This window comes from Streptomyces sp. MAR4 CNX-425, assembly GCF_048656465.1.
Lineage (GTDB): Bacteria > Actinomycetota > Actinomycetes > Streptomycetales > Streptomycetaceae > Streptomyces.
Window position 1 is genome coordinate 704789 of the sequence record NZ_JBMDLF010000002.1, and the last position, 14072, is coordinate 718860.

General features: G+C 73.7%; 13 protein-coding genes. 3 read left to right on the plus strand and 10 right to left on the minus strand.

The window, feature by feature from the left end; genetic code table 11:
* Positions 1-60: 60 nt before the first annotated feature.
* From ACHZ99_RS08300 to ACHZ99_RS08335, 8 genes are all read right to left on the minus strand, one after another.
* Positions 61-1209 (minus strand): methyltransferase, encoded by a 1149-nt coding sequence (locus tag ACHZ99_RS08300; RefSeq protein WP_420303742.1) that lies wholly within the window; start codon positions 1207-1209, stop codon positions 61-63.
* Between the two features lie 567 nt (positions 1210-1776).
* Positions 1777-2283: a PhzA/PhzB family protein gene (locus ACHZ99_RS08305; RefSeq protein WP_420303743.1), complete on the minus strand. Its 507-nt coding sequence runs from the start codon at positions 2281-2283 to the stop codon at positions 1777-1779.
* A gap of 149 nt (positions 2284-2432) precedes the next feature.
* Positions 2433-3659: an FAD-dependent monooxygenase gene (locus tag ACHZ99_RS08310; RefSeq protein ID WP_420303744.1), complete on the minus strand. Its 1227-nt coding sequence runs from the start codon at positions 3657-3659 to the stop codon at positions 2433-2435.
* A gap of 167 nt (positions 3660-3826) precedes the next feature.
* A complete protein-coding gene (locus ACHZ99_RS08315; RefSeq protein ID WP_420303745.1) occupies positions 3827-4729 on the minus strand; it encodes an aromatic prenyltransferase in 903 nt (300 codons plus the stop codon).
* A 353-nt stretch (positions 4730-5082) separates the two neighbouring features.
* The gene (locus ACHZ99_RS08320; protein WP_420303746.1) at positions 5083-5898 is read right to left on the minus strand and encodes an SAM-dependent methyltransferase; all 816 of its coding nucleotides are present in this window, start codon (positions 5896-5898) and stop codon (positions 5083-5085) included.
* Between the two features lie 13 nt (positions 5899-5911).
* Positions 5912-7093, minus strand: coding sequence for a hypothetical protein (locus ACHZ99_RS08325; RefSeq protein WP_420303747.1), 1182 nt, complete (start codon positions 7091-7093; stop codon positions 5912-5914).
* A 496-nt stretch (positions 7094-7589) separates the two neighbouring features.
* Complete coding sequence (locus ACHZ99_RS08330; protein WP_420303748.1) at positions 7590-8267, minus strand: lytic polysaccharide monooxygenase; 678 nt, start codon at positions 8265-8267, stop codon at positions 7590-7592.
* A gap of 152 nt (positions 8268-8419) precedes the next feature.
* Complete coding sequence (locus tag ACHZ99_RS08335) at positions 8420-9859, minus strand: PLP-dependent aminotransferase family protein (protein ID WP_420303749.1); 1440 nt, start codon at positions 9857-9859, stop codon at positions 8420-8422.
* Positions 9860-9905: 46 nt separating this feature from the next.
* Between ACHZ99_RS08335 and ACHZ99_RS08340 the strand changes: the two genes are divergently transcribed.
* A complete protein-coding gene (locus ACHZ99_RS08340) occupies positions 9906-11333 on the plus strand; it encodes an FAD-binding oxidoreductase (RefSeq protein ID WP_420303750.1) in 1428 nt (475 codons plus the stop codon).
* A 58-nt stretch (positions 11334-11391) separates the two neighbouring features.
* Here ACHZ99_RS08340 and ACHZ99_RS08345 read toward each other — a convergent pair whose 3' ends face one another.
* Positions 11392-11715, minus strand: a complete 324-nt coding sequence (locus ACHZ99_RS08345; RefSeq protein ID WP_420303751.1) for a plasmid stabilization protein — start codon at positions 11713-11715, stop codon at positions 11392-11394.
* Positions 11716-11874: 159 nt separating this feature from the next.
* On the opposite strand from ACHZ99_RS08345, the gene ACHZ99_RS08350 reads away from it, so the two are divergent.
* Together ACHZ99_RS08350 and ACHZ99_RS08355 are read left to right on the plus strand one after the other, a co-directional pair.
* Positions 11875-12276: an SseB family protein gene (locus ACHZ99_RS08350; protein WP_420303752.1), complete on the plus strand. Its 402-nt coding sequence runs from the start codon at positions 11875-11877 to the stop codon at positions 12274-12276.
* Positions 12277-12366: 90 nt separating this feature from the next.
* Positions 12367-12945, plus strand: coding sequence for a dihydrofolate reductase family protein (locus tag ACHZ99_RS08355; RefSeq protein ID WP_420303753.1), 579 nt, complete (start codon positions 12367-12369; stop codon positions 12943-12945).
* Between the two features lie 21 nt (positions 12946-12966).
* Here the strand turns inward: ACHZ99_RS08355 and ACHZ99_RS08360 are convergent, their stop codons facing one another.
* A complete protein-coding gene (locus ACHZ99_RS08360; RefSeq protein ID WP_420303754.1) occupies positions 12967-14001 on the minus strand; it encodes a Ppx/GppA family phosphatase in 1035 nt (344 codons plus the stop codon).
* Positions 14002-14072: the final 71 nt, after the last annotated feature.

The window sequence follows — 14072 nt, forward strand, 5'->3', positions numbered from 1 at the left end:
CCGACGAACCGTGCCCGGTGTCCGATATCGGCCACCGATGGGGATGTCTGACCGGGCGGCTCAGGTGCGGGAGAACTCCAGCACCCGCAGCGGCGGCTGGCCGCCGTTCACCGCCCCGACCGGGAAGTCCCGGCGCAGCTCGTACCCGGCGGGCTCGATGAGCGCCCGGTGCTGCTCCAGGGTCCGCTCGCGGCCCCCGTAGAGGACCATCATCATGACGTCCATGAGATGTCCGACGGTGGGCTCGGGAACGGAGGGCAGGACGTACTCGATCACGACCAGCGAACCGCCCCGGGCGCTCGCCCCGGCGCAGTTGCCGGCGATCCGCCGCACGCTCGCGTCGTCCCAGTTGTGCAGTACCCGGCTGAGCAGGTGCAGGTCGCCCGGGGGCACCTCGTTGAAGAAGCTGCCGGGCACCAGCTCGGTGCGCTCCTTCACGCCGGCGGCGCCGAGGAAGTCCGGCGCCGTCGCCATGGCCTCCGGCCGGTCGATGATCACGCCGGCCGCCTCGGGCAGCTCCTTGAGGAGCCAGGCCAGCATCGTGCCCCGGTTGCCGCCGACGTCGACGACCCGCGAGGCGGCCGGCGGCCGGTAGCCGGCGGCGGCCAGCGCGCCGGGCACCCGGGACGTGGCGTAGCCCATGGCGCGGGCGAACTTCACCGCCTCGCCCGGGTGGCTGCCCAGGTAGTCCCAGAAGCCGCCGGGGGCCGCCGGGTCCACCTGCGGCCCGGTGCGTACGTGCTCGGCGAGACCGGCCATGGCCTCGCGGATCGGCTCCAGCCACAGCACGGCCATCTCGCCGAGCCGCCCGGCGTCCGGCCCGAGCCGCTCACCGGCCGCGGTCAGCCCGAACCGGCCGTCCTCGGTGCCGGAGATCAGCCCGACGGCCATGCCCGCGCGCAACAGCCGGGCGGTGGCGTCGGGGTCGGTTCCCCCCTCCTTGGCGATCTCCTCCGCGGTCAGCGCCTTGCCCGTTAACCGGCCGAGGATGCCCAATTCGACGATCGCGACGGCGATCGGGGTGTAAAGGTAGCCGGAGAAGAGCTGGGCGACCTGGCGTCCGGCGACGTCGTTCTCGCCCTCGGTCAGGAAGTCGAGCACCGAGTACGCGCCGGACGTGCCGGCGTCCGCGCCGCGAACGCCGGTGCCGGGCCGCCCGGTTCCGGATGGTGCCGCCGCTGCCGCGGCCGCTTGTGGGTTGCTGGACACGTGTCCTCCTCGTGGGTACGTACGGTGGTCTGCCCGCGAGTTGCGGATTTGGCCAGTTTCACCCCCGTGTCTTAAAGAGCAGTACATCTCGGATTGGCACGGAATTGGCGGTGGCTAAACCGCGCCGCTCAGAGCGGCAATGGCGCAGCGTCGCGCGGGCGTATCGGGCACCGCTGCCGGAAAGCCGTAGGGGGGACTCAGGGGGGTACTCCGGCCGGTTTCCGCCCCGGAGGCGCCGCGGGCGCGGGTGCGGAACCGGACACGGAACTCCCCCGAAAGGGGCGCGCGCCGGGCGCGGTCGGTACGCGTTCCTGCCCGGCGCCGCCCTCGTGGGCGCGGCGGCCGGGCGGCTGCGCGGGGCCGGAGGTGCGCTGAACGCGCTGGGGATACAACGACGGCCGGTCCGGCAGGCGGTGATCGTCGAGGCGGCGCCGGGGCCTGCGGGCCGGGCGCGGCGGTCGTGCCCCGGGCCGTACGAGGTCCCGGGGCCGCCGGCGCAACGGCGCCGGCGGACCGGGTCGGGTCACCCGGCGGGTGGCCCGACCCGGGAGGGCGGGGGGCGCCCGCTCAGGAGGGGATCCAGCCCCGTTCGATGTGCGGCGTCTCGATGCTCAGCGCGCGCATGTGCTCGATCGGGTTGGTGTACTCGCGGCTGGCGACGATGCGGCCGTCGCTGAGCGTGAAGCCGTGGATGAAGTGGTTGCGGTAGCGCCCCTGGGGATAGCCCGGGAAGCGGATCGTGCCCTCGCCCTCGCACTCGACCCAGATCACGGACGGATCCTGGGTCTCGTAGATGCTCACGCCCTCCCACTGCCAGTCCGGCAGCACCTGCATCGACAGCTCACCGTGCCGCTTCAGCTTCTCCCGGCCCCGCACGACGATGGGCCGGCCGACGTCGGTGTAGAACAGCGACGCGGAGCCGTCCTCGGTGTACAGGGTGTAGCGGCGCAGCCGCGCCTCGGCGCCGGTCTGCATGTACTGCTCGACGGCCGCGCGGTTGCGGGCCCGCAGGTCGTGGTGGTGGGTGAACACCGGGGATGCCGTGTCTGATCGGAGCGGCACTGACGAGGTCATGGCGCCTCCTGGCGCAAGCGGACGAATGCGGGTGGTCGGTGTGTGGGGTGTGGGGTACGGGGTGTGGACCGATGAAGCGGCAGGGGCCCGCCAGCGGACGCTGACGGGCCCCTTCGGTCTCGGCTTCCGCGGTGTTCCCGTCGCGGGCGCTACGTCCGGCCCGGCGGGGCGTAGGACGGGCGGGAGTTGAGCTGGGCCGCCTCGCTCTCGGCCTTCTTGCGGTACATCTCCATGATCCGGGTGACCTGCTCGCGGTCCCAGGAGTCCGGCCCGGTGGCGCGCTCCATGGCCCGGGCGGCCATGACGACGCCGCCGGTCTCCTCCACCCGGGCGGCCTCGTACGCGGCCAGGGCCGCCGGCACGTCGCCGTCCGCCCGCGCCAGCTCGTACGCGAGCACACGGGCGTCGAGGACGGCCTGCGCCGCGCCGTTGCCGCCCGCCGGGTACATCGGGTGGGCGGCGTCGCCGAGGAGCGTCACCCGGCCGCGGCCCCAGGCGGGCAGCGGGTCGCGGTCGACCATCGGGTACTCCAGGATGGTCCCGGAGCTCTCCAGCATGCCGCGCACGTCGAGCCAGTCGATCGACCAGTCCGCGTAGTACCCGAGCACCTCCTGCAGCTGCCCCTCGCGCTGGTCGTCGATCGGGGCGTCGCCGCCCTCGGGCAGCGGACCCGGCTCGGCGACCCGTACCAGCGAGACCCAGTTGGTACGGCCCTTGCCGACCGGGTACGCGACGAGCGTGACGTCGCCGTCGCCCACCCCGACCCAGGAGCGCCCGGTGAAGAACGGCGGGACGCCCTCGGCCACACCGCGCCACATCCGCTGGCCGGACCAGGCCAGCGGCCCCTCCTGGGGGTGCAGCCGGGCGCGGACCGTGGAGTTCAGCCCGTCCGCGCCGATCAGCGCGGCGGCCCGGAGGGTCTCGACGGCGCCGCTCTCCCGGTTCACGACCTGGACCTCGACGGCGTCGTCGCGCTGGGTGAAGTCCTGGAGCCGGGTACCGGTGCGGACGGCGTCGGCGCCGAGCCGCCGGCGTACCTCTTCCAGGAGCATCAGGTGCAGCTCGCCGCGGTGGATGCAGTACTGCGGCCACTTGGAGCCGGTTCCCTCGCCGCGCGGCTGGGTGAAGAGCGGGTTGCCGGCCTTGTCGCAGAAGACGTACTCCGCGGTGGCCACGCCGATGTCGGCGAGTTCGTCGCCGAGGCCCAGCTCGGTCAGTTCGCGGACGCCGTGGGTGAGGAGGTTGATGCCGACGCCGATGGGCTCGATGCGGCGGGCGTGCTCGACGACCAGCGCGTCGACTCCGGCGGCGTGCAGGCTCAGCGCGGCGGTGAGGCCGCCGATGCCGCCGCCGGCGATGAGGACGGGTGCGGTCATCGGGCGCCCCTCTCGGCTGCGCCGGGGCACGCGACGGCGGCGGGCGCGGCGGGGGCGGGTTGACGGTTGCGGACGTGCACGGACGGCGCGGCCGGATCCTCGGTTTCGGTGCTTTCTCGGGTCTCGGTCATGCTCGGATCCTGATCCTCACTGGTTTTCTGTCGGGTTCAGTCCGCCGGACGGACCCGCTCGGAAACCTGGGACGAAAACTGGTAGTACGAGGCGAGTTTGAAGAATTCCTCGCCGCCCCGCGTCACCGTGCCGGCATAGACGTAGCTGGGCTCGCCGCCGTGTGCGGTGGGCATGTCGCGGGCGAACTTCGCGACGTCGGGGTCGACGCGGGCCGGGAGCGCGTTCGGGTCCGAGGTCCGCGTGGAGAAGCAGATGCGCTCGATCCGGGTGCTGTCCCAGCCGAAAGTCGGGTACAGGGCGAAGGAGGTGCTGATGAACTCCCCCATCTGCTCGCTCGGCTCCGGCAGCCCCAGGCCGCGGAGGGTCTCTCCGACAGCCTCCCGCCGGGTGTATTCGGGGGTCAGCCCGCTGATGTAGAGATTCCACGTCCGATTGCGGTGGTCGATGCCGATGCAGGAGACCTTGCCGTCGAGACCGGCGTCGGCGAAGTACCCGGCGTGCGCCGCGAGGGCCGGCGGAATGGACGGCAGTTCCGCGAGTGCCTTCATGCTCGCCGGCCGGTCGAGCGGGAAGAAGACGCACGCCTTCTTGAAGCCGCTGACGACGCCGTAGTCCACGGCGTACGCGTCGATGGGTAACCGCTCCTCGATCTCGGCGAACAGCCCGGTGATCGGGTGGTCGGTCTTCTCCAGCAGGCCGCCGGCCACCGCGGCGGCATAGGGGTCGCCGGCCTCGGTGGGCACGGTGAAGTCGAAGGCCAGCTCGCCCCGGTACCGCTTGCCCGTCCCCATGCTGAAGATGATGTGCGAGTCGTCGAACCACCGGCCGAAGGTGTCCAGCGCCGGCCAGACTTTCTCACGGGAGCAGGACGCGTCCACGAGCCGGGCGGTTTCCTCGATGGCCGAGTAAACCGTTTCCAGCTTGGTGGCCTCAGGCATTCTTCCTCCAGGGGGGTCGACCTCGGTGTTCAGCAGAACGGCAAAATTCTGTGACCCATGACCCCATTCGGTTCACTTCGCCCGGCCGCGCCCGCGTCGGCATCGGGAATTTCCTTTCGGACGACCCGAAGCAGGTGTGGGCATTGAGGGTACAAGCCGCATCGACTTGGGGACACGTCCGTATCATCCCAGATCGCGCTTGGCGCTGACTTTACGCGCACTTGGCGAGTGCTTGACAGACGCGTCCGCACCGCCGAAAAGGCACGCGGAATTTACTGGTCCGTCAATTACCGGGAACCGGCGCCTTCGTGCCGGTGACGCCGAAGGGCCGCGCCCGCCGGCGCGGCCCTGCGTCACGACTTGCGGAGCACCGCCCCGTAGGCGTCGCACGCCTGCCGCGCCGGGCCCCGCGGACGCCACTGGCTGACCGGAACGAGCCCCGGCTCCACCGGTGTCCAGCCGTCGAGGATCCGCTCCAGCTCCGCCCGGCCGCGGTCGACGAGCGGGTCGCTCGCCTGCCCGAACACCTCGATGACCGCCGGCACGCGGGGGTCGACGTCGGACGAGATGTGGTTGACCGCCAGGTAGCTCCCGGGGACGACCGCCTCGCGCACCCGGGCGACGATGCCGGCCGGGTCCTCGGCGTCGGTGAGGAAGTGCAGGATGCCCGAGAACAGGACGCCGATCGGCATCGTGAAGTCCAGGGTGGCCCGCACGGCGTCGTGGAACAGGACGGAGTCCGGTTCGCGCACGTCGCCTTCGAGGGCCACCGTGTACTCGCCGTCGGCCTGGAGCGCCGCCATGTGCGCCACCGCGACCGGGTTCTTGTCGACGTACACCACCCGGGTCTCGGGCGCGATGCGGTGCGCGACCTCGTGGACGTTGTCGTAGATGTCCGTGGGCATCCCGCCGCCGATGTCGAGGATCTGCCGGATGCCGGCCTCGCCGACCCAGAACTCGACGGTGCGGTCGACGAAGAGCCGCTGCTCCCGCGTGAGCACCTTGAGGTCGGGCATGATCTGCTCGGCCTCCGCCAGCAGGTCGCGGTCGGCGTGCACGTTGTCACGGCCGCCCAGCGCGTAGTCCCAGAACCGCGAGGGATGCGCCTTGCGCGCGTCCGGCAGCGGCATTCTCGCCCCGCGTCCGGCCGGAGCCCCGTCAGCCGTCATCCGTGCCTCCCTGTCACTCGCCGCCGAGCGTGATCGACGTGTCGATGAACTCGTTGGTCACCAGGTCCGCGGGCTTCAGCCCGTCCTTGATCGGCTTCTTCTGGGCCTCGAAGACCGGCCCGGCGAGGTCGATCAGCTCCTGCACCCGCCCGGTGTCGAACTTGCCGACCGGCTGGCCGGGGTCGGCGACCAGGTCGAGGGCCTTCATCTGCTCGATGGAGTAGGTGCCGACGCCCTTGGAGAACGGCTGGTCGGCCTTGAAGGCGTCGCGCAGCTCGATGACCTTGTCGATGACCGGGTCCGGGTTGTCCAGCAGGTCGACCGCGCCCTGCTGGATGACCGGCACCAGCTTCTCCAGGCACGGCGCCAGCTCGGCCTTGTCGGCGGGGCGGATCATCGGCGAGGGACCGGGGTTCGGGTAGTACTCGTAGGCCAGCTGGGAGGCGACCGGCTTGCCCCAGTCGGGCAGTTCGTTCTCGTAGATGTACGGGTCCTCGGTGGCGTACCCCGAGGTGGCGACGTCGCCGCCGGCGGCGACGAAGCGCGCCGGGGAGCCGTCGCCGGAGCTGTCGACCTGGTCCTTCTTCAGGATGCCCGTGCTGGTCAGGTAGTCCATGTAGGGCGTGGGGACGTAGACGACGGTGGTGTCGGTCTTGCCGAGGTCCTCGATCGTCTCGACGTCCGGGTGCGTCTCCGGGTCCCACATGATGATCTGCGGGTTCTTCGCCAGCAGCGACATCACCGCGAGCGTCGGCTGCTTCTCGGAGTTCTGGATCGCCTCGTCGAAGCCCTGGGGTATGCCGAGGTGGATGCTGTCGTCCGTGTACATCTGCGAGGACGTCGGGTTGAACCCGATCGCCGGGCCGCCGGAGCGCAGCTCCAGCCGCACGCCGGTGTCCTTGCCGCCGGAGGCCACGAGCGGGGCGGTGACCTTCTTGGCGCCGGCGTCGACGTCCATGTCGTCGCCGAGGAGCTGGTACATGGCGCCTGCGGAGGTGATGTCCGGCCACCACGCCGTCTGGACCACGATCGTCTCCGGGCACACCTTGCTCAGGTCCGCGGCGCCGCCGGCGCCCGCGGCCGGGGAGGCGCTGCTCCCGGCGTTGTCGCCGTCGCCGTCGTCGCTGTCGCCGCAGGCGGCCAGCACGGACAGCATTGCTGCGGCGGCGGCGAGGGGGGCCGCCTTTCTACGCACGTGGTGCAGAGGCATATGAGATCCAGAAACGTTCGGGCGGCCGGGGGGCCGGTCGGGCTGGCGGGGTGCCGGACGGACTGATGCCTGATCATAGACGTGACCTCCGCGCGTACGTTCGGCGCGTTCCCCGGTCGAGTTCCTTTTGCAACATGGGCGTTGGGGTGCGGCGGTCCCGCGGGCGGTCACCCGAGCCGGTCGCCGATGCCGTCCCACGCGCCCTTGAGGTGGCGCGCGTGCGGCGGCCCCAGGGCGGCCCGCACCCCGGCGTGCGCGGAGAGCACTCCCGCGTGGCCGCCCAACCGGTGCGGTTCGGCGCCGATTTCCCGGGTGCGGGCGTCCGTCCGGTACGCCCCGGGGCCGGCCTCCCGGCGGCGCGCCTCTGCCTCCGCCGTCCGGGGCGGGATGCCGGCCCGCCGGTCCGGTCCGGCGCCCCTTCCCCGTCCGCTCCGGCCCGGCGCGTCGCGTCAGCCGGGCCTGACGCGCGGCGCCGCGGCGGTCAGAACGTCACGTCGCTGCAGAAGAAGTAGATCTGGTCCGCGTGCGACGCCTTCCAGATGGTGTAGACGATGTGGTGGCCGCTGCGGCCGGGCGCGCTGGCGTCCGCGGTGTAGTGGCTGGCGGGGCCGTACGGGCCGGCGGTGGCCACGCGCTCCAGGTCGCCCCAGTCGAGCGCGTCGTTCTGCGCGTCGTAGCCCTGCCGGGTCACGTACACGTAGAGGTAGTCGGCGCCGTGGTGCGCCTGGTCGAGGACGTCGACGGTGAAGTCGGTGCCGAGGTCGGAGGTCTGCCAGGGGCCGGGGGTGTCCATGGAGTCGTAGCGGCCGTCCTGGGTACGGCCGGCGCTGCAGAGCTGGTTGTCGGGGATGTGGGCCTGGAAGTCGCCGCCGGTGCCCTCGCGGTAGAGGCCGTTCCAGTTCCACATGCCGTTGGTGTCGTGCTGCCACGCCTGCCAGCACATGGGGTCCTGCTGCTGCATGTCCGGGTTCTGGAAGTCGTCTCCCCAGCGCTGCCAGCAGCCGTAGTTGCGGGAGACGGGGTCGGCGGCCGAGCCGTGTGCCTGGGCGGTGCCGCCGGTCCAGGGCGTCAGCAGGAGCGCTGCGGCGGCCAGGACCGCCAGAAGGGCGCGGGCGGGCAGGCTCCGCGCGTCGGTGCGATCGTTCCGTGGCGATGACACTGCGACTCCTCCTCCGGGAGGGGGTGGTTGGGAGGTGCGGAGATTGGGAGCGCTCCCAATCATCCGACCCCTCCCCCGGGTTCACCCGTACGAAACCTTTCGCGGCCGGGGCGCCGGGCGGCTCCCGTCCGCCCGGCGCCGGTTGGCGCGGGCTACACGGCGCGTACGTCCGCCACCGCCCGGGCGAGGGTGGCGACGCCGCCGGCGATGGCGCGTTCGGTGAGGGTCGCGTAGCCGAAGATCAGGCCGCCCGGGCCGGCGGGGTCGAGGCGGTAGCGGGCGACGCCGCGCAGCGCGACGCCGCGGCGGGCCGCCGCGGCGACGACCGCCGCCTCGTCGAGCTCCGGCGGCAGCCAGGCCACCACGTGCTGGCCGGCCGCGACGCCGGTCGGGGTGAGCTCCGGCAGGTGCGTGTCGAGCGCCGTCAGCAGGGCGTCGCGGCGGCGCCGGTAGACGGGCCGCATGCGGCGCAGGTGGCGGTCGAACTCGCCGCGGCCGAGGAAGTCGGCGAACGTCAGCTGGTCGATGACCCCCGAGCCGCGGTCGGCGAGCAGCTTGGCCTGCGCGACGTCGGCCACCAGGTGCGGGGGCACCAGAAGCCAGCCGAGGCGCAGCCCGGGCACGAGGGTCTTGCTGGCCGTACCGCAGTAGACGACGTGGTCGGGCGCCAGGCCCTGGATCGCACCGACGGGGGCGCGGTCGTAGCGGTACTCGGCGTCGTAGTCGTCCTCGATCACCAGCGCCCCGCGCCGCTTCGCCCAGGCGATCACCCGGGCGCGGGCCGCCGCGGACAGCACGCCGCCGGTGGGCCACTGGTGCGACGGCGTGAGCACGACGGCGTCGGCGTCGGACCGCTCCAGCTCCGCCACGCGGATGCCGTCCGGGCCGACCGGGATGCCGACGACGTCAAGACCGGCCGCGCCGGCCAGCGGGCGGGCGTCGTCGTCGGGCGACGGGTCCTCGACGGCCAGCCGGCGGGCGCCGCGGGCGGCGAGGACCTGGATGAGCAGGGAGACGCCCTGGCCGAACCCGCTGCAGACCACCGTGTGCCGCGGCTCGGCCGAGGTGCCGCGGACGCGGTTGAGGTAGTCCGCGAGGGCCTGGTGCAGCTCCGGGACGCCGCGGCCGTCGAGGTAGGCGAACCGCTCGTTGGGGGTGGCGGTGAAGACCGTACGCACCGAGCGCAGCCACGCCGCCCGGGGGAACGTGGAGACGTCGGTGTGGCCGTAGCCGAAGTCGACGGCCGGCGCCGCCGCCCGCTCCGGGGCGGGCGTGGCGGGGGGTGCGGGGGCGGCGTCCGGCTCCAGCGCGACCTGGGTGTAGCCGCCGGCGCGGCTGGTCAGATACCCCTCGGCGGTGAGCTGCTGGTACGCCTCGACCACCACCCCGCGCGACACCCCGAGGCCGGTGGCGAGCGTGCGGCTGGGCGGCAGCGACGCGCCGTGGCGCAGCCGGCCGGCCCGTACGCTCTCCCGGATCGACGCGGCGATCTGCCGGTGCAGGGGCTCCGCGCGCGTGCGGTCGCGGTCCAGCTCGATGAGCAGGTCCTCGGCCGTGCTGGAATTGGTCAGATTGGTCCTTGTGCCGGGCATGGAATCGGACCTTACCGCGGGTACCGATCCGCGTCAGGCTCCAGACATGACGACAGCGACGCACCTCCCCGGGACCCGCAACCCCGACGCCGGCCCCGAAGCCGCCCTCGCCGCCCGCCTCGACGGCCGCCTCCTCACCCCCGGCGACGCCGGCTACGACACCGCCCGTACCGTCTGGAACGCCATGGTCGACCGCCGGCCCCGGATGGTCGTCCAGGCCGCGAGCGCCGCCGACGTGGCGGCCGCGGTGCGCTTCGCACGCGACCGCGGGCTGGAGATCGGCGTCCGCTGCGGCGGGCACAACGTGGCCGGCTTCGCCGTCCCCGACGGCGGCCTGATGATCGACCTGACCCCCATGGGCGGCGTGCGCGTCGACGCGGTGCGGCGGCGGGCCCGCGTCCAGGGCGGCGCGCTGCTCGGCGCGCTCGACCGGGCCACGCAGCCGTACGGGCTGGCGACCACCGCCGGGAACGTCTCGCACACCGGCGTCGGCGGGCTCACCCTCGGCGGCGGCATGGGCTGGCTGGCCCGGCGGTACGGTCTCGCGTGCGACAACGTCGAGTCGTACACGATGGTCACGGCGTCCGGCGAGACCGTGACCGCGAGCCGCACCGAGCATCCGGAGCTGTTCTGGGGGCTGCGCGGGGGCGGCGGCAACTTCGGCGTCGTCACGGAGTTCGAGTTCCGGCTGCACCGCACCGGCACCCGCACCCTGGTCGCCGAGTTCGACTTCCGCGCCGAGGACGCCGTGCCGGTGCTGGCCGGCTGGCGGGAGCTGAGCGCGGCCGCGCCGCGGGAGGCGACGTTCACCGCCTCGGTCGCCGACGGGCCGGCGGGCGGCGGGCCGGTGGCCACCGTCGGGTTCGTGTGGGTGGGCGACCCGGAGCGGGGGCGGCGGCTGCTGCCCGCGCTGCGCGCGCTGGGCCGGCCGGTCGCGACGCGGATCACCACGCCCTCGTACCTGGAGTTGCAGCGCCGCGACGACTCCACCGGCGGCCACGCCTACCGGCGCTACTCCGCGGGCCACTACCTGCGCGACCTGCCCGCCGCGGCCGTCGAGGACTTCCTGCTGCGCGGGGCCGCCGACCTGCGCGGCACCCGCCGCGGCGCGGGCGCCGGCACCGGGCTGCCCGGCGTCGGGCTGCAGGCCCACGGCGGGGCCATCGCCGACGTGCCGGACGGGGACGCGGCGTTCGGCCATCGGGGCACGGCGTTCGAGTTCGGCGCCGGGTCGCGCTGGACGGACGCGGCCGAGGACGACGCCCGGATGGCCGCCGCCCGCGCCGCGGGCGCGGCGCTCGCCCCGTACGCGAACGGCGTCTACGTCAACTCGCTGACGGCCCACGAGGGCGACCGCGGCGTCCGCCGCGCCTACCCGGCCGCCAAGCTGGCCCGGCTCGCCGCCCTGAAGGCCGTGTGGGACCCGCGGAACGTCTTCCACCTGAACCAGAACATCCGCCCGGCCGCTTCCTGAGAGGCCGCGCCCGCCGTCCGGGTGACGGCGGGTGCGGCCGACCCGGCGTACGCCGCCGTCAGCGCCCGAGCTTGCGCTTGAGCTGGGCCTTGTTCATGTACGAGCGGCCGTGGATGTTGCGGCGCCGCGCCTCGGCGTAGAGCTGGTCGTAGGTGGGGCCCGCGGCGCCGCGGTGGGAGCGGAGCCCGCCCCGGCGGGCGGCGGAGATGTCGCGGGTGGAGGTGCGGCTGGCGGTACGGGACTCGCCGGTCCGGGCGCGCTCCTTGTTCACGGTCCGGGCGGCGATCTCCTTCGCCCGCGCGGTCCGGGCGCCGCGCTTCTGGGCGCCCTTCTTGATGTGTTCGTACTGGCGTTCCCTTTTGGGGCTGGATCCGCTCGGCATGCTCTCTCCCTGGCGGCGGTTCGGTCGGACACCCTCATCGTCAGCCAGGATGAATTGCGTATCAAATGGACAGAAGGGTCAGTTCTTCGCCCTGGTTTCCGGTCGGCGGGCCGGGGAACCCGAGCCGTGACCGGCCTGCCCCACAGCGAAGGGACTCCCATGACGTACCACCCCGACGGCCTGCGCTCCGCCGCCCAGCAGGCGCTGCACACCGTCGCCGAGAACGGCCCGGACCAAGAGGCGCTGCACACGCTCGCCGAGAGCCGGGTGCTGCTGCCGGACCCGGACCCGGCCGCCGAGCCGGCCGCGCCCGAGGACGCGCGGGCCCTCAGCCTGCCGGTGGTGGAGCAGGGCGACGGCACCCGGCTGGTGCCCGTCTTCACCTCCGCCGACCGGCTGGAACAGGTCTTCCCGGAGATTCAGCACTACAACGCGGTGGCGCTCGGCGACCTCGCCCGCGGCTGGCCGTCCGACGGCCCGTCGCTGGTCATCGACGCGGGCGCGCCGGAGGAGATGGCGCTGACCGCCCAGGGGGTACGGGACCTGCTCGCCACCGCCTGAGCGCCCGGGCCGGCCCCGGCGGCGATGAGTTCCGCCGCGGCGCGCCGTCTCAATGACTGCGCACCGACGGACCGCACCCTGGAGGGCACCGTGACCGCCACCTACACCTTCGACGTCTTCACCAGCCTCGACGGCTTCGGCGCCGCCGGCGGCGACTGGACCGGCTACTGGGGCAAGCAGGGCCCGGAGCTGCTGGACCACCGCCTCGGCCAGTACGAGGCGGACCAGCGGATGGTCTTCGGGGCGCGGACCTTCCGGCTGTTCTCGCGGATGCTGGCGGAGAGCACCGAGGACTCCGACGTACGCGACCCGTGGGTGACCCGGATGACGCGGCTGCCGGCGACCGTCGTGTCGACCACGCTGACGGAGCCCCTCGACTGGGCGGACGCGACCGTCGCGAGCGGCGACGCCGTCGACGTCGTCGCCCGGCTGAAGGAGGAGTCCGACGTGCCGCTGCGCTCGCATGGGAGCCTGTCGATGAACCGGGCGCTGCTGGCCGCCGGCCTCGTCGACCGGGTCCAGGTGACGCTCTTTCCGGTGATCACCGGCCGGACCGGGCTCGACCCCGTCTTCCGGGGCGCGGCCGACTTCGACCTCGACCTGGTCGGGACCCGGACGCTCGACGGCTCCATCCAGGAGCTGGTGTACCGGCCGACGCCGCACGGCTGAGCCTCCGGGCGGCCTCCCGGCTCAGTTCGGCAGGTTGATCTGCTGCCGGAACCGGTCCGGGCCGGGGTGCGCCGGCGGCCGGCGCTGCCCGGGCACGCGGGGCCCGGCGCCGGCCGGGGCCGTCCACCAGCTCACGCTGCCCTCCTCGATCGTGCGCAGCAGGATCCCCTCCCGGATCGCCCAGGGGCAGACCGTGACCGTCTCGATGCCCATCAGCTTCATCGCGGTGTGCGCGACCACCGCGCCGGCCAGCGACTGCCGGGCGCGCGCCGGGGAGATGCCCGGCAGCCGGGCGCGCTCCGCCGCGGGCAGCCCCTGGAGCTGCTTGACCGCCCGGCGGAGGTCCTCCCGGGCCATCGTGCGCGCTACGAACGGGCCGTGCCGCCCGGGCGCCGCGCCGCAGAGGCGGGCGAGCTGCTGCATGGTGCGGGAGGTGACGACCGTCGTGCGCGGCGCCTCCCAGCGGATGCGGGCGGCCACGTCGCGCAGCCGGTGCCGGACGTGCCGGCGTACCGCCTTGACCGCCGCGGGCGGCGGCGGGTCGTGCCTGCCGAAGAACTCGCGGGTCAGCCGGCCGGCGCCCAGCGGCAGCGCGATGGCGAAGTCGGGCAGCCGGCTGCGGCCGCAGGCCACCTCGAACGAGCCGCCGCCGATGTCGAGGACGGCCATCGGCCCGGCGCGCCAGCCCATCCAGCGGCGCGCGGCCAGGAACGTCAGCTCCGCCTCGGTCTCGCCGGGGAGCAACTGCAGCGCCACGTCGGTGCGTTCGCGGACGGCGCGGCAGATGTCGCGGGAGTTGGGGGCGTCGCGGACGACGGCGGTGGCGAAGGCGAACGGCTCCGCGACGCCCCAGCGCCGGGCCTCCTCGCGCGCGGCGCCGACGGCCGCGGCCAGCTCCCCGACGGCCCGCTCGCCGAGCCGCCCGTCGGGGTCCGCGAACTCGGCCAGCCGCAGCTGCCGCTTGGACGTGTGCACGGGCAGCGGCACCTGGCCGTCCGCGTCCGCGACCACCAGCCGCACCGTGTTCGAACCCGCATCGATCACGCCGACTCTCATCAGCCTCGGGTACCCCAACTGGCGGCTTTCTAGACATCCTTCCTCTTCAGGAACGGTGGCAGTCCGGGGCA